24 protein-coding genes are annotated in these 24,603 nt (G+C 32.5%); 19 read left to right on the plus strand and 5 right to left on the minus strand.

Annotation, left to right across the window (positions count from 1 at the left end; all coding sequences use genetic code 11):
• Positions 1–18: 18 nt before the first annotated feature.
• The 18 genes from ACO6VN_RS05575 to ACO6VN_RS05660 all read left to right on the plus strand — a co-directional run bounded on the left by ACO6VN_RS05575 (position 19) and on the right by ACO6VN_RS05660 (position 18,842).
• Positions 19–621 carry a hypothetical protein gene (locus tag ACO6VN_RS05575; RefSeq protein WP_239706203.1) on the plus strand — a complete coding sequence of 201 codons (603 nt, stop codon included), beginning with the start codon at positions 19–21 and terminating at the stop codon, positions 619–621.
• Positions 622–709: 88 nt separating this feature from the next.
• Positions 710–1,213, plus strand: a complete 504-nt coding sequence (locus ACO6VN_RS05580) for an Ig-like domain-containing protein (RefSeq protein ID WP_422404352.1) — start codon at positions 710–712, stop codon at positions 1,211–1,213.
• Between the two features lie 74 nt (positions 1,214–1,287).
• Positions 1,288–1,839, plus strand: a complete 552-nt coding sequence (locus ACO6VN_RS05585) for a hypothetical protein (RefSeq protein ID WP_016998716.1) — start codon at positions 1,288–1,290, stop codon at positions 1,837–1,839.
• A gap of 74 nt (positions 1,840–1,913) precedes the next feature.
• Positions 1,914–2,207 carry a hypothetical protein gene (locus tag ACO6VN_RS05590; RefSeq protein WP_422404353.1) on the plus strand — a complete coding sequence of 98 codons (294 nt, stop codon included), beginning with the start codon at positions 1,914–1,916 and terminating at the stop codon, positions 2,205–2,207.
• Between the two features lie 33 nt (positions 2,208–2,240).
• The gene (locus tag ACO6VN_RS05595; RefSeq protein WP_422404354.1) at positions 2,241–7,748 is read left to right on the plus strand and encodes a peptidoglycan DD-metalloendopeptidase family protein; all 5,508 of its coding nucleotides are present in this window, start codon (positions 2,241–2,243) and stop codon (positions 7,746–7,748) included.
• The gene (locus tag ACO6VN_RS05600; RefSeq protein ID WP_422404355.1) at positions 7,749–8,597 is read left to right on the plus strand and encodes a phage tail domain-containing protein; all 849 of its coding nucleotides are present in this window, start codon (positions 7,749–7,751) and stop codon (positions 8,595–8,597) included.
• Positions 8,598–8,605: 8 nt separating this feature from the next.
• A complete protein-coding gene (locus ACO6VN_RS05605; protein WP_422404356.1) occupies positions 8,606–10,165 on the plus strand; it encodes a prophage endopeptidase tail family protein in 1,560 nt (519 codons plus the stop codon).
• Positions 10,158–10,550 carry a hypothetical protein gene (locus ACO6VN_RS05610; RefSeq protein WP_422404357.1) on the plus strand — a complete coding sequence of 131 codons (393 nt, stop codon included), beginning with the start codon at positions 10,158–10,160 and terminating at the stop codon, positions 10,548–10,550. The genes ACO6VN_RS05605 and ACO6VN_RS05610 overlap by 8 nt, the downstream gene beginning before the upstream one ends.
• Complete coding sequence (locus ACO6VN_RS05615) at positions 10,550–12,733, plus strand: tail fiber domain-containing protein (RefSeq protein ID WP_422404358.1); 2,184 nt, start codon at positions 10,550–10,552, stop codon at positions 12,731–12,733. The genes ACO6VN_RS05610 and ACO6VN_RS05615 overlap by 1 nt, the downstream gene beginning before the upstream one ends.
• On the plus strand, positions 12,733–14,007 hold the full coding sequence (locus ACO6VN_RS05620; protein WP_422404359.1) for a BppU family phage baseplate upper protein: 1,275 nt from the start codon (positions 12,733–12,735) through the stop codon (positions 14,005–14,007). The genes ACO6VN_RS05615 and ACO6VN_RS05620 overlap by 1 nt, the downstream gene beginning before the upstream one ends.
• 10 nt (positions 14,008–14,017) lie before the next feature.
• A complete protein-coding gene (locus ACO6VN_RS05625; protein WP_422404360.1) occupies positions 14,018–14,413 on the plus strand; it encodes a hypothetical protein in 396 nt (131 codons plus the stop codon).
• A 1-nt stretch (position 14,414) separates the two neighbouring features.
• Positions 14,415–14,555 carry an XkdX family protein gene (locus ACO6VN_RS05630; RefSeq protein ID WP_147640894.1) on the plus strand — a complete coding sequence of 47 codons (141 nt, stop codon included), beginning with the start codon at positions 14,415–14,417 and terminating at the stop codon, positions 14,553–14,555.
• Positions 14,556–14,621: 66 nt separating this feature from the next.
• Positions 14,622–15,062 carry a hypothetical protein gene (locus ACO6VN_RS05635; RefSeq protein ID WP_216683205.1) on the plus strand — a complete coding sequence of 147 codons (441 nt, stop codon included), beginning with the start codon at positions 14,622–14,624 and terminating at the stop codon, positions 15,060–15,062.
• Positions 15,035–15,493: a hypothetical protein gene (locus tag ACO6VN_RS05640; protein WP_216683206.1), complete on the plus strand. Its 459-nt coding sequence runs from the start codon at positions 15,035–15,037 to the stop codon at positions 15,491–15,493. Before ACO6VN_RS05635 ends, ACO6VN_RS05640 begins: the two co-directional genes overlap by 28 nt.
• Before the next feature lie 23 nt (positions 15,494–15,516).
• Positions 15,517–15,825, plus strand: a complete 309-nt coding sequence (locus ACO6VN_RS05645) for a phage holin (RefSeq protein WP_218688512.1) — start codon at positions 15,517–15,519, stop codon at positions 15,823–15,825.
• 49 nt (positions 15,826–15,874) lie between these two features.
• Positions 15,875–17,254, plus strand: coding sequence for an N-acetylmuramoyl-L-alanine amidase (locus ACO6VN_RS05650; RefSeq protein WP_422404361.1), 1,380 nt, complete (start codon positions 15,875–15,877; stop codon positions 17,252–17,254).
• Positions 17,255–17,932: 678 nt separating this feature from the next.
• Positions 17,933–18,448 (plus strand): Panacea domain-containing protein, encoded by a 516-nt coding sequence (locus tag ACO6VN_RS05655; RefSeq protein ID WP_422404362.1) that lies wholly within the window; start codon positions 17,933–17,935, stop codon positions 18,446–18,448.
• A complete protein-coding gene (locus tag ACO6VN_RS05660; RefSeq protein ID WP_422404363.1) occupies positions 18,435–18,842 on the plus strand; it encodes a type II toxin-antitoxin system PemK/MazF family toxin in 408 nt (135 codons plus the stop codon). The genes ACO6VN_RS05655 and ACO6VN_RS05660 overlap by 14 nt, the downstream gene beginning before the upstream one ends.
• A gap of 84 nt (positions 18,843–18,926) precedes the next feature.
• Here ACO6VN_RS05660 and ACO6VN_RS05665 read toward each other — a convergent pair whose 3' ends face one another.
• The 5 genes from ACO6VN_RS05665 to ACO6VN_RS05685 all read right to left on the minus strand — a co-directional run bounded on the left by ACO6VN_RS05665 (position 18,927) and on the right by ACO6VN_RS05685 (position 23,762).
• On the minus strand, positions 18,927–19,355 hold the full coding sequence (locus tag ACO6VN_RS05665) for a GNAT family N-acetyltransferase (protein ID WP_422404364.1): 429 nt from the start codon (positions 19,353–19,355) through the stop codon (positions 18,927–18,929).
• Between the two features lie 55 nt (positions 19,356–19,410).
• The gene (locus tag ACO6VN_RS05670) at positions 19,411–19,827 is read right to left on the minus strand and encodes a YolD-like family protein (RefSeq protein ID WP_422404365.1); all 417 of its coding nucleotides are present in this window, start codon (positions 19,825–19,827) and stop codon (positions 19,411–19,413) included.
• A 933-nt stretch (positions 19,828–20,760) separates the two neighbouring features.
• The gene (locus ACO6VN_RS05675; RefSeq protein ID WP_016998742.1) at positions 20,761–21,723 is read right to left on the minus strand and encodes a threonine ammonia-lyase; all 963 of its coding nucleotides are present in this window, start codon (positions 21,721–21,723) and stop codon (positions 20,761–20,763) included.
• Between the two features lie 18 nt (positions 21,724–21,741).
• Positions 21,742–22,755 (minus strand): ornithine cyclodeaminase family protein, encoded by a 1,014-nt coding sequence (locus ACO6VN_RS05680; protein ID WP_135032271.1) that lies wholly within the window; start codon positions 22,753–22,755, stop codon positions 21,742–21,744.
• 533 nt (positions 22,756–23,288) lie between these two features.
• Positions 23,289–23,762 carry an AAA family ATPase gene (locus ACO6VN_RS05685; protein WP_422404403.1) on the minus strand — a complete coding sequence of 158 codons (474 nt, stop codon included), beginning with the start codon at positions 23,760–23,762 and terminating at the stop codon, positions 23,289–23,291.
• Between the two features lie 180 nt (positions 23,763–23,942).
• Here ACO6VN_RS05685 and ACO6VN_RS05690 point away from each other — a divergent pair, with 180 nt between their 5' ends.
• Positions 23,943–24,542 carry an FMN-binding negative transcriptional regulator gene (locus tag ACO6VN_RS05690; RefSeq protein ID WP_422404366.1) on the plus strand — a complete coding sequence of 200 codons (600 nt, stop codon included), beginning with the start codon at positions 23,943–23,945 and terminating at the stop codon, positions 24,540–24,542.
• Positions 24,543–24,603 lie beyond the last annotated feature (61 nt).

The following is a 24,603-nucleotide window of genomic DNA, read 5'->3' on the forward strand; positions in this document are numbered from 1 at the left end:
TTTTAAGGAGGAATTACAATGCCACAAGAAAATATTAATTATGAGTTTGGTATGGCAGATTTTATTTTTGATGAAGGTTTAGATACTGAAACTAGATTCGACGGAAAAATGTGTGAAGACGGTTCGTTGTTACAAGGCGATGGTGGAGAGGTTAACTTAGAGCCGGAACTAGAAGATATTGATTCTCCAGACTTCGGTAATACACCGTATGACCAAGTAGTTGTTGGTTGGAATGGGACAGTAACAATTGTTGCAATGAAAGCAACATTAGATTTAATTAGTAAAACATTAAGTGGAACTATTTCATTAAAAGAAGATGGGAAAGTAGTTTCAGTTACAGATGCACCTATTGGAGCATCACTAAGAGCAGGCGCTAGAACATTAAGAATCCATCCAAGACAAATGGGTGATGATAAGTCGGAAGATATCTTCATTCATAAAATCGCTAACTCTAGTGGTATGACAAAATCATTCGCAAACGAACAAGGAAATCACGAAATGGAATTTGCTATGTTCCCTAAAGATTGTGCTGATGCTAATAAACCAAATAACTATTTCTATATTGGTAAAGACCCAGACGAATTAGGAGAAGGTACTGAAGAAGAACCAGAAACACCCTAATACTCCCCAAAATGTAGTGGTGGATGTTGATACTAATTCGGCATCTATTACTGCTGAATAGGGGCAATCATTAAGGAGGCAAAAGAGAATGGCTGATACATTAAAAGTATACAAAGGCGATGATGTGGTAGGTACTGCAGAACGTGGAGAAGATGGTAAAGCAAAAGTCACAATTGATGGCTTAGACGCTAACACTGATTACGCTACTGGCACTTACCAAGTATCATTTGAAAATGAGAATGGTGAGTCTGAAAAAGTAGACGTACCATCATTCAAAACTAAGGCTATCTCAGTTACAGGTGTAACAATTGCACCTAAAACTGCAAGCGTTGATGTAGACGCAACAATTAAATTAAATAGTACGGTTGCACCATCAACTGCTACAAATAAATCAGTATCATATAAAAGTTCTGATGAAGCAGTCGCTACGGTATCAAGTAACGGTACAGTAACTGGTGTTGCAGAAGGTGAAACAAATATTTCGGTAACAACACAGGACGGTAATAAATCAGATGCTGCAACAGTAACGGTTAACGCAGTTGAAGAACCAGAGCCTGAACCTGAACCAGAAGAACCAGACACAGAAGAATAAAGAATAAGTAAGGCAGTCAAAGCACTGCCTTTTTTATTTGTTTTTTAATTTATATATCAAAGGAGAAATGACAAATGGCACAAGTTGAAATCAAAACATATGAAGGTAATAAACAAGTTACAGAAACACAAGAAATTAAAGAAATGGGATTAAAACAAATTAAAGGTGTAGCTAAAGAAATTAATAAATTAGTTAAAGATGTTAATACAAACGATCATCTTAAAAATGCTTTAGATAGTTTCTTTAAAAAGCGTAATGAAATTGTAGAAGAAAACAAACGACTATATCAAGAAGCATTAGAGAAAGGATTGGATGAAGCTTATCAAACTAATGAATCTGAAGCATTTAAACAAGTAGGCGCTCAATTCTTTAAAGATGTATTAGGTTCATTTGAACTAGTATTGGAAAACGCACCAGAATCATTACAAAACTTAATTTCAATTGCTTCAGGTATCCAATATGAAAAGTTAGGAGAACAAAACATTTATACATTCCTAGATGTTGTAGATGCAGTTGTAGAAGTTAATGATATTCCTAAATTAATTGAACGTTTAAAAAAGTCCAAAGACGCTTATTCAACGGTAATCAAAGCGATATTCCCGAAAAAGGAACAGACGAACAAGTAAATCGCACTGATGTACAGATTGAAGAAGCCGTCATATTTAAATTAAGTAAAGAACTCGGTGGGCGTGAAGAAGTATTGAACACGCCTTTCAATGAGTTGTTGGCTCATTTAATGACGCATTTTGATAATGAAGAACGTCAAGCAGAGAAAGAACAAACAGATTACTACATGAACTTTATCGCAATGCTTAATAGTAATCCTCAATCAAAAGAAGATTTCAATCAAGTTAAGAAATTCATAAAAGAAATTCAACCGAACAAGAAAGAAAAACAAACTTCTAAGCCAGCTAAAAAATATCAATGGAACGAAAGAGTCCAAAAGAAAATTGAAGCAATAGAAGCTAAAAAACGTGCTGAACAAAATATGTAAATTAAAAAATAAATAAAAGAAGGGAGGGGTCTTATGGCAACTATTAAAGAGTTGGAAGCTAAGTTCACCTCCAATGCTAGTGGTATGGAATCTGCGTTCACTGCTATGGCAAACAAGCTTAATGATATTGAGAAAGCATCAGACCGTGCTGCAACATCAATGGAAAAGAATATGTCTAGAGGTATGAACAGGGTATTCAAAACCGGTGAAGGCTTTAAAAGAGTTAGTGGTACGCTTGAAACGATATCTAAGAAATCTGTTGAAATGGGCGACAATTTAACTAAGAAAATAACGAAACCAGCAATGATAGCTGGTGGTGCATTAGCTGGTATAACGATTGGTAAAGGTTTTGGAAGATTAGTCGAAATAGACAATGCTAAAGCTAAACTAGATGGTTTAGGACATAGTGGTAAAGATGTAAAAGGCATTATGAACAACGCCTTAGAATCAGTTAAAGGTACATCATTCGGATTAGGTGAAGCAGCAACTACTGCATCTAGCGCAGTTGCAGCAGGAATTGAACCAGGTAAAGAATTAACAAGATATTTAAGTCTTACAGGAGATGCTGCTGCAATTGCTGGTACAAGTATGGGAGAAATGGGATCTATTATAAACAAAGTTCAAACTTCGAACAAAGCATATAATGGAGAACTACAACAACTTTCTGAACGTGGTATACCTATTTATCAATGGATAGCTAAAGAGGCAGGTGTAACTGCTGATGCTGTATTTGATATGGCTAGAGATGGAGAAATCTCGAGTGAAATGTTCTTAAATGCTATCGAAACAAATATTGGTGGCGCAGCTAAGAAAATGGGCGCAAAGTCATTCACTGCTGGCCTTGCTAACATGTGGGCTGCAGTCGGTAGACTAGGTGCTTCATTTCTAGATGCTGGTGGCAAAGGTGGAGGTTTCTTCTCTAAAATGAAACCACTTATGGCAGAGTTTACGAACTCGTTAGACGGTATGGAATCCACTGCAGCTAAATGGGGTGAATCCTTAGGAAGAGCTTTCGATAAAATTATTGAAGGTATAAGAGGTATTATAGGCTGGTATAACAGTCTTGATAAAAATACACAGAAACTTATTAATAGCGTTATGAAGTGGAGTGCTTTAACACTTGTAGCAATTGGTCCTATATTGAAAAAATTTGGTAGATTAACAGGTGTGATTGCAGCAGTATTTGGGCCATTCGGTAAGTTTCTACAATTCATCGCTAAATTTAGCACAGCTACAAAAAGTGCTGAAGGTGCTATTGCTGGCATAACAAAAGTATTTCCTAAACTAGGTTGGGTTATAGGTACTCTAGCTGGTCCAGTCGGTTGGATCACATTAGGAATTATTGCTTTAGGGACTGCATTTGTAGTTGCTTACAAGAAATCAGAAACATTTAGAAATGGAGTTAACGGCGCTTTTGAGATTATTAAAGTATTCAGTAAAGGAATTGGTGGAGCGATAATAAGTGGTCTCAAAAAATTAGGTGGCTGGTTAGGTGACGTAGGTAAAAAAGCAAAAGACTTCGGTAAAGCATTATATGATTCTTGGGCTAAGACAGAAGTAGGTAAGAAACGTATTGAACAATGGAATAAACTTAAAGATACTACTAAGAAAGTTTTTGATGCTATTGCCGATGGTGGTAAGAAAGCAACTGATACAACCGATGTATTGGGTAAAGGTGTTTCTAAAACTACTAAGAGTGCTTTGAAAAACTATGTAGACTTTAGTGAAAAAGCATCTGCTAAACTAGCTGAACTAACACTAAGTGGAAAAGATACAACTAAGAAACAATTAGATGACTTTAAAACATTAACTGATGGCATGCAAGATGAGTTGGAAAAACAACTAGAGAAACGTAGAAAAGCACAACTCGATAATATGCAAGCTATATTTAATGATAATAAATCAGCGCCCGAAAGATTTAAAATAGATGCTGAAGCACAAGAAAAATATATAAAATCTATTCAAGATACAAACGATAAAGAGAAAAAAGAAGCAGAAAAACTATTTGCTGATTATGAAAAAATTAGAGATAAAGCATTTGAAGACGGTGTTGTTACACCTGAAGAACAAAAGAAAATCAATGACGCTTTAGATAAGCTGAATAAATTCTCGGTTGAAAAATTAAGTGAATCTGAAAAAGAACAGATGACTATACTTGGCAGACTTCAAAAGAATAAAGAAGCATTGAGTATGAAAGAAGCACAAGATGTCGTTAAACAATCAGTTAAATTAAGAGATCAACGTATTAAAGATGCTGATAAAGAGTATCAAGATGAATTGGATAGAATAGCACAAAACGAAGAGTTGTCAGACGAAGATAGAAAGAAAGCGTTAGGTGCTGCTAAACAAAAATGGCTAGATGCTAAAGGTATGGCAGAGAACACACATAATGATGTGTTAGGCGAAGTAAAAGCTCAATACAAAAATATAGGTGATGAACAAGACCTACAAACGGGGAAAGCTTATTCATCAGCTGAAAAATGGTGGATGGCTTTTGAAAAAGGATTTAAAGATTTCTTTACTGCTGAAAACATAAATAACCTATTTACTGAATTGGGTAGAATTATCGCTACGCCATTTAAAAAGTTAGGAGAAACATTATCCAGATGGTGGAGCCAGTATGTTACATTCGGAACAGACTTTGGTAATGGCATTTTAGAAGGTATAAGTAAATTCTTCACAGAAAACTGGGAGCATTTAAAAAATGTCGGAAAGCAGATTTGGTCGTTAATCAAACAAGGTTGGAGCTTAGCATATGGTGGTGGCGCATGGGTAGTTAATTTCCTATGGAACATGTTAAGAACTATGGGTTCCACTATAACTAATGGCGCACAAACATTATGGCAAGGTTTAAAAACAGCATGGGACGAAAGTAAAAACATTACATTCACAACGTGGTCTTGGATTAGTGGTTTCTTCATAGGTATATGGAATGGACTATGGAATACCGTAAGGAATGTTAGTACTTGGATATGGAACAAGGTTAAATCAGCATGGGATACAATTAGATCTAAAACATATACAACATATGTATGGTTTAGAGATTTCTTATTTGGTATTTGGCAATCCGTATGGGGTGCTATTCGTGATTTTGCTACATGGATATGGAATAAAGTACGTAATTCTTGGGATGCTGTACGCAATAAAACATTATCTATTTATACATGGATTAAGAACTTCTTGTTCAACACATGGAATAACATATGGAATACTATCAAAAATGCTGCAACGTGGATATGGAACAAGGTACGTAATACATGGGACGCAGTACGTAATAAGACAGTTAGTATTTATACTTGGATTAAAGAATTCATTTATAACATATGGAACACTATATGGAATAAGATTAAAAACACTGCAACATGGATATGGAATAAAATCAGATATACATGGGATTTAATTAAAAATAAAACATCTGGTGTATTCACATCCGTATGGAATACTATCAAACGACTTTGGGGACTGATTTGGGGTTACATTAGAGATACTATTAATCTCATTAAAAACAAAATCATAAACACATGGGATAACATTAGAGATAGAATGTGGGAAATTGTCACGTCTATTAAAAATAATGTTGTTAACAAATTTAAAGACATGTATAACGGTGCTAAAACTTGGCTTGATAGAATTAAGAGTTATTTAATTGGTATCAAAGACAAGATGGCAAGTGCTGCTGCTGATTTAGGTATCAGCGTTGCTAATGCCGCTATACGTGGACTTAATAAGATGATTAACGGTATTAACAGAATATCCGAAGGGATCACAGATAAAAAACTGATTGATCCAATTGATGAAATCAGTGGTGGTTCGGGTACATTAGGCGCTAAACTATCAACTGGTACTGGTGCAAGTAAACAAGTTAAAACGGATAGTCAAGGTAGATTAAGACATAACACACTAGCAACAGTTAATGATAAAGGTCCAGGTAATGGTAAAGGTCGCAATGGTCATCAAGAATTAATCAGAAATAAAAACGGTTCAATGTTTGCTCCTAAAGGTAAAGATGTCCTAATGAATCTTAGAAAAGGACAAAGTGTTATATCTGGTAGAGAAACACAAGAACTATCTAGCGCTGGACTAATACCGAAATTCAATAGTGGTACAGGTTTTCTTGGTAAGATTGGTGGTAAATGGGGCGCTAAACTAGCGAATACCAAACACCAAACAGAAGATGTAGCAGAGAACGCTAGTATGGCAATTGACGCAGCTAAAACTGCTGGCATCAAAGAAGGCGCTTCTGCTTTAGGTCACGGAATGGGTAATGTCATGAAGTGGGTAGATAAACCTAAAGAACTCGTTGAAACAATGATGAGTAAAATGGGCGTTAACTTTGATGGTATCGCTGGTGGTACAGGTAAACTTGTGAGAGGTGCTTATAGCAAATTAATACCTAACTTAATTGATAAAGTTAAAGATATGTTTTCTGAAGTAGAAGGTGGAGATGGCGATGCTTCATGGTTGTTAAATGGTAAGTATCCTCAACTTCAACCGTTCGGTAAATATATTGGTATGACTATGAACGGTACAGACAATCACTACGGATTAGACTTTGGTATGCCAACAGGTACTAAAATCAGAGCATTAACTGCCGGTAAGATTACACAAGCTGGTTGGGTTAATACTGGTGGAGGTAATCAGATAGAACTTAAAGAGCCTGGTGGCAAATGGTTCCAATGGTACATGCACATGAGCAAAGTTTTTGCCAAAGCTGGTCAAAATGTAAGTGCTGGTGACGTAATTGGTTTATCTGGTAATACAGGTTCATCTAATACACCTCACTTGCACATTCAACGTATGAAAGGTTATCCATCAAACGATACAGCAGTAGATCCAACAGATTGGTTAAAATCATTAACTGGTGGAGGTTCAGGAAGTGGTAAATGGAAATCTACAGTTAAGAAAGCCCTAGTATTAGCTGGATTACCAACTTCTAGTAGCTATGTAAACGCATGGCTTAAGCAGATACAAACAGAGTCAAGTGGAAACCCTAATGCTATCGGTGGTACTGATGGATATAATCATGGTCGTGCAAGTGGTCTTGTACAAGTTAAACCAACTACATTCCAATCTATGAAAGGCAAAGGAATGAACGACATCATGAACCCACTTCATAACTTGGTTGCTGGTATGAACTGGGCTAAACATGCGTACGGTTCAAATATATTAGGCTATATTGGTAAAGGACATGGTTACGCAAACGGTGGCATCGTTAATTCTCCACAAATGGCATGGCTTGCTGAAGGTGGATTTAGTGAATCAGTTATTAGTCATGATCCATCTATGAAAGCACGTAGTAAAGTATTATACGATAAAACTGGAGACATGCTCGGCTTTAATGAAGACACTGAACTATTACGTGAAATCATTGAACAAATCAGCGTTGGTAATCAACTACAATCTGTTAACAACAGAGATACAAATAGAATAGCTAACAAAGATTCAAATGTTTATATGGATGGAGATAAAGTAACTAAAAAAGTAAGTAGCAAGCAAGGATCAATGTATAACAATAACTCATATGTAATAGGTGGTGGCTAAATGAAATGTAATAATAATAAATGGGTTAAATTAATGTACAACAATAATAAAACCGTCAATCTCATGGAGAAAGACGGTTTTGAATTTATGGGGTTTGATAAACATGAAGTAAATGGTAATACTTACATCCAAGAAATTAGTGGAGTTGATGGAGCTTTAATGGGTTCAACAACATTTGGTCCATTTGAACTTACTTTACATTTTAGATATACAGGTACAGACAGTACAGATATGGATCTATTTTGTTTTGAATTAGAAAATGAAATACAAAGTAGAGAACCATATTATGTTGTTCATAGTAAAATGCCTGGAATCAAATATCTTGTTGCACCTACGCCCAAAGTTGAAACAGATCCTTTAACATTAAGACATAGAGATTTTACTATTACTTTCACATGTAATAAAGGTTATTCCGAATCTTTATATGAAACTAATCAATATGATAAAACTTCTGACAAATGGCAGTTTGGTAATGGTTTATTAGTGAATGATGATATTCAATATAAGCATAATTCAACAAGCTTTAAAATATTCAATGGTTCATCTGATACGATTGCACCATTTCCACATAGACATAAACTTATTATTAAAATTAATGTCAATGCACCAAATGGTTTTAAGTTACACAATCGTACAACTGGTGATATTTTTGCATACAAGAAAGCTATTAAATCTAATCAACAACTGATTATTAACGGTGTATATCCTACAATCAATGGAAAACGTGTAGGTATAGATACAAACCATGAATGGTTATCATTAGCGCCTGGTTATAACGATATTGAAATAACTGGAACGAATATAACTCTACCAACCGTGGAATTTATATTCCCGTTCATATATAGGTAGGTGACAACATGGACAACTTAATATTAACTAATCCAAGTAGAACCGTTGCTGAAGTCTTAATTGACTACGACATCGGTTCTTTTAAATATGAACATGAAGATAATAACGGGCGTTCGATATCAATAACTGCTTTTAAAACAAGCTTTAATCCAGATATATATGACATGATTCAGAATGAATCTATTTTATTATGGCGTGGACAAGAGTACGTTATTAAAACAACTGATCCAAAAAGTAATAATGTCACAATAACCAATGATATTACTGCACATCACATTATGTATGAGTTCCAAAATCACTACATTGATAAAGATTTAGAAAGTGAAGAAATGAATAATGAAGATGATGAAGAATTACCATCACCAACTTGGACACTAGAGCAGTACTTAGACTTTGGTTTCAAGGGAAACAAACTAGGTTACAAATATAAAATTGTTGGGACATTTGACAGTCGTATTGCTTTAGACGAAGTTGGCGATAAAAATGGTATAGAGTTCCTTGTTGAAGGTGCTGAATTGTTTGGTTATTTCTACCATGCAGATAATAAAACAATTTATATTTATGATGATGAAAACTACCGTAAAAGTTCTGATGTTGAATTGATTGGTGGTTATAACGTAGATGAGGCAAATGTATCTGTAAGCACACAAGAACAGAAAACGTATATCAGAGGATTTGGTAAGAAGAAAACGAAAGCTGAAACGAAAAACTATAACCCTATTAAGCCACCCAACTTAACGTATAACGGTACATTTGTTAAAGAAGGTACTTGGTATACAGAAAGAGTTGGTAACTCATTTACGAAACAGATTAACTGTAAATGGGGTAATGAAACACTAACGTGGACGATTAAAAAAGGTTCGTTAGGTGGCGTGGTTAGAGTGTATCTTGATAATGAAGTAATTGATAACTACAATTCTTACAGTAGAACAATGACAACAGAACAAATCATCATTGCTAAAAATTTATCTAAAGGGAATCATACATTCAAAGTTGAGTTTGTTGGTCCTGTAAGTAACGTGGACTATAAGAACAAAAAACCTCGTATGTATGTAGGTACTGAAAAATCAACAACACTGAATTTAACTGCTGTTCTAAAAGGAACCGATTTATATCATGTAACAGATGAATATTACTCACCATACTATGATAAAGATAATCCTAAAGTAGCACCAACGTTATATGATGATAATATACTTGATAAAACAGAGCTTAGAAAACGTTTGATTGAAGAGTTGAACGATGAGCCGGTCGTCGAGTTATCAACCAATTATTTAGATACAGAACCAATACATGAACGTGATATGGTTTACTTCAAACACAATGGTCTAGGTTTCGATACGATGCTGAAAGTGATTAAAATAACTGAATCACATCCATTGTTGAATTTACCAGTAGAAGTTGATTTCAGTAATAAGAAAACAGACATTATCAAAATACAACAAGCAATTAATAAAAGAATGAGGAATATGGATAAACAGATCAAGTCGGGTACTCTTGGAGGCTCGGCTTTTGTTATGCCTAATTTATATTCAGATTCTGTAGGGGTGGTGTTATTAGATGGCTGAGATACAGACACAAGTTAGATATTTAAAAGACAATGACGATGAGATATATGTACCTATGACACATGTTGATTGCGTAATTGGTTTAGAAGAACTGATTGAAGGTTTAGAAGGTGGTACCTCTGATAAACAATCGAATATTAATCAACTAAGTTTACGCATGAATAGTATTGAAACAAATGTGAGTAGTCAGTTTGAAAATGTATCAACGTCACTTACTGAATTACAACAATCAAATGTAGATATAAAAGGGACTTTATCAACGATAAACGATACATTGATCACTATTTTCAATGACATTAATCAAATGAAAACAGATATAGAAGAATTAAAAAGTAATACAGAACCACCGGAAGAAAATGAACCACCAACAGAGGAGGGTGAATAATGATATTAGACAAAGTTTTACCTATATCTTTAGATCATACATTCAGAAGAAAAACATTCTATAACTTCAAAACTATCGAGCAACAACATAACGATTTAATTCGTTATATCAAACATCACCATGTAAATGGAGAGCATGTCCATGAAGCAAAGCAAATAGATTACTTGAATTTTGTGACTGATACAGGATTAAAAGTTAATTGGAACATGCGTAATGTTATTAATTACACAAATAACAGAGTGACTAATCTAGTGTTAGGTTCGTTTAAAGATGGTAGAAAAGAAATTATTGATGGCAGAGTTGCAACTTTTGAAGATAATAAAGTACATGATTTAATATCAGAAAGATTACTTGCAGACTTCTTATTTGTAAATTCTAAAATAGATGAATTGTGGTCTGGTATGGCATATGTGAATATTCATAAATTGGACGTATTAGAAGAAGTGGAAGAAGGCTATCGTTTATCAAGTGATAACTTATTAAAAATAGATGAAGGATATATTTTATATTTCCCTAGGGGCACTTATTTATTAGATGAACCAGTTAAAAACTTATCATTTGGGGTTGGTGCTAAATTATTTATTAATGATATTGAATTTGAATTAAGTGCATTTCCACAACAGGTTAATAACGTTGAACAAAACAGTCAAAGATTAAATAACTTAGTTACTGGTATTAATGCTGGGCTTAATACAAATCTAGACCCAGTAAATTCATATGGTAACACTGTATATGGTTCAGAGGATTTAAAACATGCACACGGTCAAAGACGAAATACCATGATTGGTCAAGACGCTGGTAAAGAGTTAGATAGCACTTATTCTGCTACAGCAGTAGGTGCTGGTGCTCTAATGGAATCAAGGTTTGCTGATAGAGGTACTTATATTGGTGGAAACGCTGGTAAATGGGCAGGGGCATCTTCAAACATTGTGGGCAGACATCAACTATATTCTAGACCAGATATTAACGAAACCCTAAACACTTACTGGCCTAATTGGAGAGATTATGCTGGTAAAGTTGATCAACCTGCATTTATGGCCAATAAACGTTCAGATAACCAGAGTAACGTAGCAGTAGGTCGAAATGCACAGGGATTTAATATAACAACTAAACGCAGTGTAGGTATTGGTTATAACGCAATGGAACAAACGCTAAATGGTGACGGTATCGTAGCGATTGGCGAAAATGCTTTCCAATATGGTTTGAAAGCTAAATATTCAACATTCGTTGGAGGGCGTGCAGGTTGGCACATGATGGATAGTTATCAAGATACTGTTATAGGTAAATCTGCTGCTCAAGAATTAGTCCATTCTTCTCATAATACAATCATAGGTTATGGTGCTGCAGGTTGGCGATGGGGTAACCATGAGGACAAGTTAGACCGTAATGTTGTTATAGGAAGAAACGCAATGGCTCGTTCTAAAGGGAATGCATTTGCTAATACAGTTATTGGTGAAAATGCTATGTCAGTTTCAACTGATTCAAAAGAAAACACAATACTTGGACATTCAGCTGGTGCAAATAATGAAAATGGTTTTAGAAACACATTTGTTGGTGCAAATGGTGGCACGCAGTTAAAGAACGCTAAAAATGCAACAGCAGTCGGTTACAACGCTTTAAATAATCCTACAATGAATGGCTATGAAAATATAACAGGTATTGGACAAAATTCAAGTGTAACTGGTTCGAATCAATTGCAACTTGGTAATAGTAAAACAACGCCGTATTCATTCCAAGCTATTCAATTACGTTCTGATAAACGAGATAAAGCAGATATTCAAGAAACAACACTTGGTTTAGAATTTATTAAAAAATTAAAACCAGTAGAGTATCGATTAGATTTACGTGAGGATTACTATGAAACTGATGAAGATGGAGAATTTATTGTAGATGAATTTGGCAATAAAACACCTATCCCTAAAGATGGTTCTAAAAAGCGTGAAAGATTACATCAAGGATTTATTGCACAAGAAATACAAAAGATTACCGAAGATATTGGTATTGATTTTGCAGGATTACAACACCATGAAAAAGATGGTGGCGAGGACGTATACTCAATAGGTTACGAAGAAATGATTGCACCTATCGTAAAAGCAATTCAAGAACAAAATAAAATGATTGAAAAACAACAAAATCAAATTAATTATTTAACTGCTAAATATGTAGAAAGAGGTGTTAAATAATGTCGTTAAAAAAACTTGCTAATTTAACACTTGAAACATCAGCAGAATATAAGTCGAGAAGTGATTTAAACATTGCTTTCTCAAGTGCTGATAGAGATACTGCAACATTTAGGTTTAAAGTTACACAAGGAAGTAAACCACTTTTATTAGGTGATGAAAATATTAAATCGTCAATCAAGTTAGTACATTCTAATGGCTCTAAAATAACAGAGCGTTTAACTATCGCAGATGGTTTAAATGGATTGCTTGAAGTTGTACTACCGAATGAATTAGTAAAAATGCCAGGTAAGGTAACGGCGCAAGTTTATGTGACAAGAAAGTCAGACGAATTAGAAACACAAGCAGTTGTAGCTGAACGTATATTTAGTTTTACTATTCAAGAGTCGCTTGCTTGGGACTTTGATGGAGAAATGAAATTAAACTACATTATTGAGTTTGACGAACTAGAAGCACATTTAAACGAACGTGTATTAGCCATTGAAGAAGCAATCGCAAATGGCGAAGATTATGTTGCGCAAATGAAAGATGCCTTACAAGAAGGGCTTACAACCATTAGCGCTAAAGTTTCAAATGCTACATCAGTTATTGAAACTTTAAAAACGTCAACAATTACACAAGTAACAAATCTAAAAAACACGGCCATTTCTACTATTCAAACAGAACTACAAACTGGAAAAAGTGAAGCAGAGGAAATATACAATGACTTGATAGAATCTATTCAAAATAATGAAATGGTTAATCAAGAATATTTACAAAATGCGATAGACTTGTTAGCTACAAAAGAAAATATGAATTCTGGGCTTACTGATTTAAGAGATTATATTAATGATCAATTAAGTTATAAAGACGATATTAATTCTGTTAATAATAAAATAGAAGACACAAAAGAAGAATTGAAAACGTACCATAATGATAAATATAGTGATACAGGTTGGGTACCCTTCGATACAATTAACGGTGTTAAAAAAGACACTAAGTTGTTATCGTCTGGTGCTTTTAAATGCGCTTATAGAAAAACGATTATAAATGGTATAGAAACATGCTCTATAAGAATTAATGTTGAAAACTTTGCGAATGATATGCAAATAGCACAACTGCCATCAGATTTTACAACTACAATGCAACCATTTTATTTGAGATCTTCAACTAATAAGGCGCCTGTGAGTGGATATATCACACCAACTGGCGTAGTTAAATTAAACATCCCAGATAGTGAACGTGCTAATTGGACTTCATCTGATTATGCATTAGGTTCATTTAAATGGGATAACTAGGAGGGGTTAAATGAAGATAATTTATTTGTATGATGGTATTCCAAAGTTAATTAGGAGTGAAAAAGATTATCCTGATGAAAGTTGGACAGAAATTCCACCACCAAGTGGCATTTATCAACCTTATTATTTTAATGGTAATGAGTGGATAGGCTCTACTCGTGAGGAATGGCTTGAGAGTTTGCCTAAAGATGAAGATGGAGAACCACAACTACCAGACCAATCAATATTACAAATGGCACAAACACAAATGCAAGTAGCTGAAAGCTCTTACCAATTACGAGATACACAAAAGAAGTTAGCTTCAACTATGTTAGATAATGCCGAGAAAGATAAAAGTATTAAAAATTTAGAAAAACAACAAGCAGAGATAATGCTTGAATTAGCTGAAATCAAAGGAGGAAAATAATATGTTTCCAGGATTCGACAATATTAAATATTTCTATGATTTAAACTGTTACACAAATGCACAGATTAAAAGATATGTAGAGTTAGAATGTATCACAAAAGAGCAATACACAGAAATTACAGGGGAAGATTACCCTGAATAAAACTCAAGGCGCTTACTTAGGTAGGCGTCTATTATATATAAATAACTTATAGAGAGTGGGTGTTGTATGAAAAATATCATGGTTAAACTAGCCAACGTTAATCCATATGAATTATTTGCTAACTTACTAATCATTCTTTTATCTGGGCATGGTTTATTAAGGGCTTATGACTGGATAACTATGTTGGTTGATACTTTAGAAAAAGTTTCCCCTTTATATTATAGGCTTAGTGCTTATTTAGATATACATGCACTGGGTTGGTTGTTCGCTTTATTCTCTATAACCTTATTATTGAGTGTATTTTTTAAAGGGAGAACTGGTTGGTTATTTCTCTTACTAGGTTCACTTGGTGCTGGCGTGATACATCTAATATTTGGTGTGATTGCTACTCAAGGAGCAGTTTTATTTGTCACGTATTATCTAAATCTGTTATGTGGTGTGATTCAATTTATTTTAGCAATCATTGGAGGTGCACAACTTTGGAAACACAGTCATCTCAAGAAATAAAACACTTAACTGATAGAGTGAATGATGTTAATAAAAGGATTAACCACATAGACGGAAAAGTAGACAAAGTAGATGAAAAGGTCGATAAAATGGAAGAGAAATTCAACGACAGACATATAGATATGGTTGAATTAACAACTACTTTAAAAGCTGACAGTAAAGCATCAAGAGAATCTACAGAAAGATTAAATAACTCAATAAATAATTTCTTTAATGAATTAAAAGAGTCAAACCAATTGAATAATGCGAAATTTGAAAGGTTAGAAAAATCGGTTAATAAATTAGAAACAACTGTTAATGATAAAACGTTAGCTATAAATGTAGGTTTAGAAGAAAAGAAAATGAGTAAGACAATGATAACGTCCATTTTGGTAGCGATTATAGGTTTAGTAGGCATTATAGCTAAAGTAATAGCACCACTATTTTTTTAATAAATATTAAGGAGGAAATATAAATGAAAAATGTAGACGCAGGAACACTTACAAGAATTATCGTATTAATGTTAGCTTTAATTAACCAGGGGTTAGCTTTAAGTGGCTTTAACCCTATACCAGTAGATGAAGATGCGCTTTATCAATTTATATCAATGGCATTTATGGGTGTAGCGAGTATTTGGGCATGGTGGAAAAACAACCCTGTGACTAAAGAGGCTAAATGGGCTGATGAAAAGAAAGATAAATATAAAGCTGAAAAGAAAATGGCTAAGGCATCAGGCTATGCACCCGTGACAGAAGAACCAGTTGACGGATTAAAAAATAAATAAAAATTTAGGCAACCTTTTATGGGTTGTCTTTTTTAATGAGGTGAATTAAATGGCAGTTACAAAAACAAAAGCACAAGCCCATGCTTATATGAACAAGTTAAAAGGCAAAGGGTGGGACTTTGATAATGCTTATGGTTGGCAATGTTTTGATTTGGTTAACTTTTATTGGAACTATTTAACGGGTGGTCAATTATACGGATTATATGCTAAAGATATACCATTCAAAAATAACTTTAATGGATTAGCGACAGTGTATAAGAATACACCTTCATTTTTACCACAAAAAGGCGATATTGTTGTTTGGAATGGTAACTGGGGAGGCGGTGCAGGGCATGTAGCTATTGTGCAATCAGCAAATATTAATACTTTTGTTTCACTAGATCAGAATTGGTGGGGGGGTGGAGCAAATAAAACAGAAGTGGCACAATATATTAGTCATACGTATGATTTCCCTATGTATTTCATTAGACCACATTACAAAGCTAAATCTACAGTTAAAGATAAAGTAACTAGTGTTGTTAAACCGAATACTAAGCCAAAAACTAAGAAGAAATTTGTCCTTGTGGCAGGTCACGGTTATAACGATCCAGGAGCAGTAGGAAATGGAACAAATGAACGTGATTTCATTAGAAAGAATATCATTGATAATGTAGCGAAGTATCTAAGACAAGCAGGTCATACAGTTACGTTATATGATAAGAAACAAGATATGTATCAAGATACAGCTTATGGCTATAATCGAGGGGACAAAAAGAAATATGGTCTATATTGGGTTAAGAACAAATTAAAACCAGATGGCGTCATTGAATTTCATTTAGATAGTGCAAGCCCAAGTGCTAGTGGTGGCCATGTGATTAAAAATGCTTATGCAGCTGATAGCATTGATAAAGGCTTACAGAAAGCATTAGAGGAAACAGTAGGGACAATCAGAGGCATTACAACACGAAACGATTTACTCAATGCTAACGTAGCTTACAGTGAAAATATTAACTATCGACTAATAGAAATGGGCTTCATTACGAGTAAAAAAGATATGAATTATATTAAAAATAATCTTCAAGCCTTTACTAAAAGATTGGCAGAAGGTATTCATGGTAAACCTATCGGTGGTTCAGCAGCTGGAAAGAGCAAAAAGATTACTTGGAAATGGCCTGGACGATTCTATCCTAACGCATCTAAAACTGGTATTAAAGTTAGAAAAAATCCAGGATTAAAAGGTAAAGTGGTAGATAAGGGGTCATGGTTATATACAAAAGATGATTGGGTAGATTTTATTTCTGTAACTAAGAAAGATGGATATTGGTGGGTACGTTTCAAATATCCAACTAATCCAAGTGCTGGTTATTTCTATTGTGCCGTTTGTAAGATTACAGATAAAGAAGAAAAGATTAAGAAAGAGAAATATTGGGGCAAGATTAAATGGAAATAGACTAACTGAATGTGTTATATTCTATAAGTCTTGTATTATAACAACTACACAAAACTCTACTTAGCGGAAACTAGGTAGGGTGTTTTTTATGTAATTTATGATTGCTAAGTAATTATTTATATGATAAATTCGTTTTACAAATGCTAAAGCATTTGTGTATTGCTCAAGATATACAGTGCCTTACGTTCCGGAAAGCGTAAGGCATTTTCATTTACAACAAACTATATGGTTGATATATTTAATTATAGACACCACACTTTTTTACAAACTCATGTTATGAATCCCTATCTAGCGGAAACTAGGTGGGGTATTTTTTTATTTGCAAGTTATAAATCAAGATGATATATTAAATATATAAACATTTTTCTTCCGTTTATGTATACTTCCGTAAATTCACCCTAGCTTACCGAAATAGGCTAGGGTGTTATTATTTGATTAAAATCTATAAGTGTAGTATTACTATATATAAGCACTTTGATAGTGCTCTTGTTTCATAAAATAAACTCCAGAACTTGCCCTGTCACTTTGTGATGGGGTTAATTTATGAGAATATTAACACAAAGACTAAAAAAATGTGTCACATATTGTACGAAAAGTTTACATTTTGTAACCTTTTTGAACGTATGTATTGAATATGTTACGTTTATACCTTATATTTAAATTAAAGGAGGGATAGTCGTGGCTAATGTTAAAGATATTGCAAATTTCTTAATTTATTCATATGAACATAGAACGGGTTCTAAATTTGAAGATAGTGAATTGAAACTACAAAAGTTAATATATCTAGCGCAAAGAGAATCTTTAGCTTTAACTGGAGATGTTTTGTTCAATGATAGAATCGAGGGATGGAAACATGGTCCGGTTATACCTAAATTGCGTTTTTATTTAGAAGAAGAGTATGAACCGTGTGAAACAGATAAACTTAGTGAAACTGAAAAGTATATCGTTAATAATGTGATTTCTCAATATGCTCGATACTCTGGATGGTATTTAAGAGAATTATCACACGAAGAAATATCGTGGCAAAGAAGTAGAATTAATTTAAGTGAGAATACACCGGGCGATAAAGAAATAACTTCGAAAGATATTATAGAAGACGCTAAAAAAATCAGAATATATGATCATGAATATGACATGTATATTGACGAATTTGAAGATGTTAACGAGGAGGAAGTGACATTTGGTTTCAGCTAAAACTCCTCAAGAATTGATTAACAAAATAGTTTATACAAGTTTTCCTTATTTTGATATACATTCAAAAAAGAAAAAATATAAATCAAGACCAGTGTTAATAATTGGTGCAGAAAAGAAAAAATTTGAATGTGATTTAACTATGCTACCAATATCTTCTGTTTCAAAAAAAGAGCATCTTAATTCTAATTTTGATATTAATATTGGGTTGAAAGAATGCCCGGATTTAAAATGTATTACTCAAGATGAGTGTTATGTTAGAACTCACAAACAATCTACTGTGCATTCAAAAGATATTATAACTTCAAAAAAGTTTGATGATTTAGAAGTAGAATATAGTGAGAAAATTGTGGAAATAAAAGAAAAATTACAAGAATTTAATAGAACTTTGTTTTAGATTGAAATACTTTAATATAAAAAATATTTAACGAAATTAAACCCACCTTAATTGGTGGGTGTTTTTACTAAGAGAATATATTCCTTATTTCTTCCAATACATTGTATATTCATAGTTTCCAGTTTCATCTTCGCATAAATCTTCAATTGTGAAATGATTTTTGTTATAAAAGTTTACTGCTTTTTTGTTTTTCTTATAGACTTTAAGAGAAAGATTTTCTTTTTCTTTTTGTAAATATTTGATTATTTTAGTTCCTATACCTTGATTTCTATTTGACATTACAATAAACATACCGGCTATATAATTATCAATTAAACCACAAAAACCTATTATTTCCCCATTTTTTGTATATACAATTATTTCTGCTTCTTTAAAGGCATCTACTACATTCTCATAATTATTCTGCCAATATTCTTCTTCAATAAAATTATGAACAGTTATATTAGTATTTAACCAGATTTTTCCTAAAGAATTTAAAGTTTCTTCATCTTTTTCACGTAATTTATATATCATTTTGCACACCCTTATTTGTTTTTTCATTTTATTTAAAATAATAAATAATTTAATTCTACTCTATCTCCATAATACAATCCATATCTAAATACATAACTTGTTTGTTCTCTTCATTAATTACTTGCAGCATGTTCATCATCTTATCAAATTTATGGATTTCACACTTCAAATCTTTAATATATCCATTATGCCAATATTTAATAATAGAAACTGGGTTATAAAACATCTTTTCTAACAATACATGGTTTAAATCAGCTAGGGCTGATTCGCTTAATTCTGGTTTCTCAATTTTATCTTGATCACGTATGTGTTGATTAATTTCTTCATATTGCTGTGGCATAGTCGCAAAAGGCGCCCATTTTATCATTCCACGTCCATGTGGTATACGTGGGTTAAGATATTCTCTTGGTATCTTTCTATAATCTGTTTCGTATTTATATGGTTCTGGCATGTCGTGGTTAAAGACTTTCATTTAATCACCTCATAAACATTATACGAACAAATGTTCTGATTTGTAAAGTTTATTTAGGGGCAAATTCGGGGCAAAAGTTATATGAAGTATAAATAAGTATCGTTTTGATTTATAGAATAAATGTTACCATTTATATAGTAGAAAGTCGTCATAAAGTAAGTATAAAGAAGTATTAAAAAATACGAACAGAATACGCAAAATAATTATTATTAAATTAAAAATCCTACAGCCACAATGGTTGTAGGATTATTTTTGTGGTTTTTATCATAGATTTTTATTGTCAAATTACAATATAATGTGGTAATATTTAGTTGTAATAAGGATAGCCATCAAGTCCACGTAACTTGACGCCTATCCATTGAGTAAAGGCTCACAAGTCTGGTTGTGATTACCAAACGAACCTTTTTAGGTTAAAGCTAACTATACGCCAATATAGTTAGCTTATTTTTTTGCTTTCCTTTAATAGCACGATATACGGCATATACAATAGTAAATGCTATACTAACTGACCATGTTACTACGACAGTAAAATCAAAGTTGATGCTAATATTAATATCCATGCTACCACCTCATTTCCATACCAATTCAAGGCTCGAGAGGTGTCACGAAAATGTAAGGCTCTTTTACTCAATTAAAATTATAGCATCAACAATACTGCATAACATCAATAATATATTAAATTTTTATAAAATATCGGGTTGACTTTATCGATAAGTCACACAATAATTGTTACTCAGTTTCTTTGGAATTATCTGCAAGAGGATTACAGTATTTCACTTTTTAATAGAGGAACTTGTCATTTAATAAGTGTTGCAAAGACTAAAAATACAAACAGAATACGCAAAATAATAATTATTGAAATAAAAATCCTACAACCAAAATGGTTGTAGGATTTTTTGTGGTTTGTAATGAAAAAGGGTAGTCGTTTTAAAATTAGTGATTACGTAAAATATTTGTTAAAATTTCACCATCAATATTACCGCCAGATATAACTAATGCAATATTTTTTCCTGAAATTTTTTCTGGGTATTCGTTAACTGCAGCGATTGTAGTACAACTACCAGCTTCAGCAATAAACTTTTCTTGTTTAGCCATAAAACTTACCGCTTTAGCAATGCCATTTTCAGATACTATTAAAAATTCATCAACATAATCTTTTGCTAATTTATAACTAAGTTTTCCTATTCCACCTATGAGAGAATCACAAAGAGTATCTGTATTAGGGTATTCTTCATAAAATGTATTGTGTTGGTAGGACTTAATCATTGCAGGACATGCTTCGGTTTGTACACCAATAATCTTAATATCTGGTTTAATATGTTTTGCAGCTACAGCTATACCTGTAATTAAACCGCCACCACCAATAGGTACAACAATTGTATCTATATCAGGGTTTTGTTCCAAAATTTCAATACCTATAGTACCTTGACCACCATATATATATGGGTCATCATAGTAAGCGTCTATATAAGTTAAATTATTTTCTAGTATATAATTCATCCCTAATGAATTTGCTTCATCATAATTTTTGCCCAATAGAATGGCTTCTCCACCAAAGTATTCAATTTTATCAATTTTGCTTTGTGGTGTAGATTCCGGAACAATAATTTTCACGTTTCTTATTCCTAATAATTTTGCTGCATAACTTACTGAGCTTCCATGGTTACCAGAAGAAATTGTTGCTACACCAGACTTTTTTTCTTCATTATTTAAAGTAAGCATCTTATTAAGCGCTCCTCTAATTTTAAAACTTTTTACTTTTTGAAAACTTTCTAATTTGAAAAAATATTTTTTATTATCATCTCCTAAGTAAAAAGACTCTTCTAAAGGTGTTTTTACTGTATAGCTTTTAATACGATTATAGGCATCTTTTGTGTCTTGAAAATTAAATGTCATAAATGTTTCTCTCCTTTATTAAATATTTATTGTTGTCCCAATGTTATTTTGATTGGCTAATTTAAGTGCATGATAAGCAGTTCCGATATCTAGTAAAGCCATTCCTGTTAGATCAACAACAGTTATATCATCTTGACTTGTTCTCCCTCGTATATTATCTATAATTACTTCTCCGACAGTACCATAAATATTTTTGGCAGTTATTGTACCTTTTTTTATAGCTTTTTCTATTTCACCGGATTTTATGCAATGTTCTAAGTCATCTACATATACCTTAGCGATTTTTAGTATCTGTGGATCAATCTCTTGTTTATCTGGCATATCAGCACCAACGCAACTAATATGAGTACCTTTTTTAATCCACTCTTTTTTGATTAATGGTTCTTTAGATGGTGTGATTGTAATTATTACATCACTACTTTCTACGTTTTCTCTTAAATTAATTACATTGATTATTTCAATATCATCGATAAAAATATTAAAGTTTTCTTTTAAATTCTTTTTTAAATTTGATGTTAAAAGTTTTGTTTTTTCAATATTTCTACTGTATACTCTTATGTTTTTTAAATTAGGTAATACTGTAACAGCTGATGCTATTTGAAATAATGCTTGATTACCTGAACCAATAATTAGTAAATCCTCAGAAGTTTTATTTGCTAAATGCTTTATAGTAACAGCACTTGAAGCACCTGTTCTTATACCAGTTATATATTCAGCGCCAGTAATCCCAATTGGTATACCATTTTTTGCATTATAAATAGTTATTAAACCATTTAGAGTTGGTAATCCATTAACCTCATTTTCTTGAAACCAACTTGCTGTTTTGTGACCAAAAATATTTTCATTTTGAATATATCCAGATTTAATATCCATATCTGCTTTTCCTTTTTGAAATTCATAAAATATAGTTGGCCATGTCATAGTTGAATTGCACGCTTTACTTTTGTATACATTTTCGACAATTTGAATAATGTCATTAATAGATAGTAACAGTTTTAAAGATTCACTATCTAAAGATTTTATTTTTACCAATAGAAACCACTCCTTAAAGTTTTAAATAGAAGTAAATAAAAAGCACCGAAAATTTATTCCTCCTGTAAAACAGGCCCTAATGGAATAAATTTTCGGTGCTTTAAATGCTTTTACCCGGGGATAATAGCAGCACATCTATTTAATTATTAATAGTATAATTGATTATAATAATTTTGTAAATTGCTATGAATTTGTTATTTTATTAAATTTAAGAAATTCACACTTCAAAGAGTCGCAGTATTATTTTGGAGGGTGTGATAAAAATCACCATAAAGTCCAGTATTTGACGACTATCAATTGAAGGGTTTCAAATGTCATTGTTATTACCAAACGAACCTTATTAGCTTATTTTTATTTAAATAAATGATACTATAATAAATAGATAAACAAATAAATCTGTAGGAGTACAACATGAAGAAATTGATAAGTATTAGTATATTAAATTGTATATTATTAGCAGGTTGTAGGATTTTTGGGTTTTATGATAAAAAAGATAACTTATTAATAAATTATTTGAATGAAAAGCGTTTTGTTTATATATGATATTTTACGTTTATATTTAATCCTTCTGAGAGAAGTGGTTCTTCAAAAAAGCTAGATACGTATTCAAACGTTTCTTTTGTATCAAAGTTCTTTCTTGAAGGTTCTTCAATACTTCTCTTTTTTATTCTTTCTAAACATTTCTCGTCATCTATATTAAGAAATATTAATTCATGATTTGCCTTTATTTCAGTCGCTATACTGAGTAACCAGCTTCTTTGTGCTTTTGTGTTTCCTGGAAAGTCTAATACTACATTGCTGCCAACTTTTAAAATACGTTGTATGTGTTCTTTTAATAAAGGCTTTATTAATTTTGAATATTTTAAGTAGTCGTCAAATGTTGTTATTTCATTTGGATAAAGTTGAGATAACCAATCATCTTCAGATAATAAAATAGCGTTTTTATTAATTTCTAATTTTTTTTGCTGTAGTTGATTTTCCAGCTCCCATTTTCCCTGTAAAAAAATACAAAGTTCCTAATTTATTCATCTATATACCTCTTTTCATCATTTGATATTATAAATTCATACTCTAAAGTGTAGCATAGATTATTTATTTGTATTAAAAGCTTTGACAATAGTTGAATAGGGTATTTAAAATTAAATGTAAAATGTGTATTTAATCGAGCTGTAAAGGGGAGCATTCAGATGTACATACCAAAACATTATCAAATGAAAGATTATCAAGAAATTAAAAAATTTATGACTAAATATAATTTTGCGACTGTAGTTACTGTTGATGAATTAAAACCTATTGCAACACATTTACCAGTAATTATTAATGAGCATGATGATTCTTTATTTATATCTGGGCATTTTGCTAGAGGCAATAAGCAATGGAGAACAATGGACAATAACGAGGATGTACTCATTATATTCCACGGGCCACATGGATACATATCATCAACATGGTATGAAACTGAGGATGTACCGACATGGGATTATCAAAGCATACATGTTTATGGGAAAAGTGTCTTGTTAAATGAACACCAGTTAAAAGAAGATTTAAAAGTTTTGTTGGATAAGTATGAAAGTGAACATAGAGGTGGGGCAACATGGGGAAATTTATCTGATCAGACAAAAAAACAAATAAAAGGTATAGTGGGTTTCAAAGTAAAAGCAGATAAATTAGAAGCTGCATATAAGTTAAGTCAAAATCGTAGTGAAACGGATAAAGACGTCATACATCTTAATAATACTGAAAGTGATCTAGATAAAAATTTAGCAGAAGAAATAGAAAAGTATTAAGGAAGTGGGGTAGAAACCCTAATTTTCTATAAGGTTTCGTAGTCTCACTTTCTTAAATCTA

The organism is Mammaliicoccus sp. JADD-157, assembly GCF_049310805.1.
GTDB lineage: Bacteria > Bacillota > Bacilli > Staphylococcales > Staphylococcaceae > Mammaliicoccus > Mammaliicoccus lentus.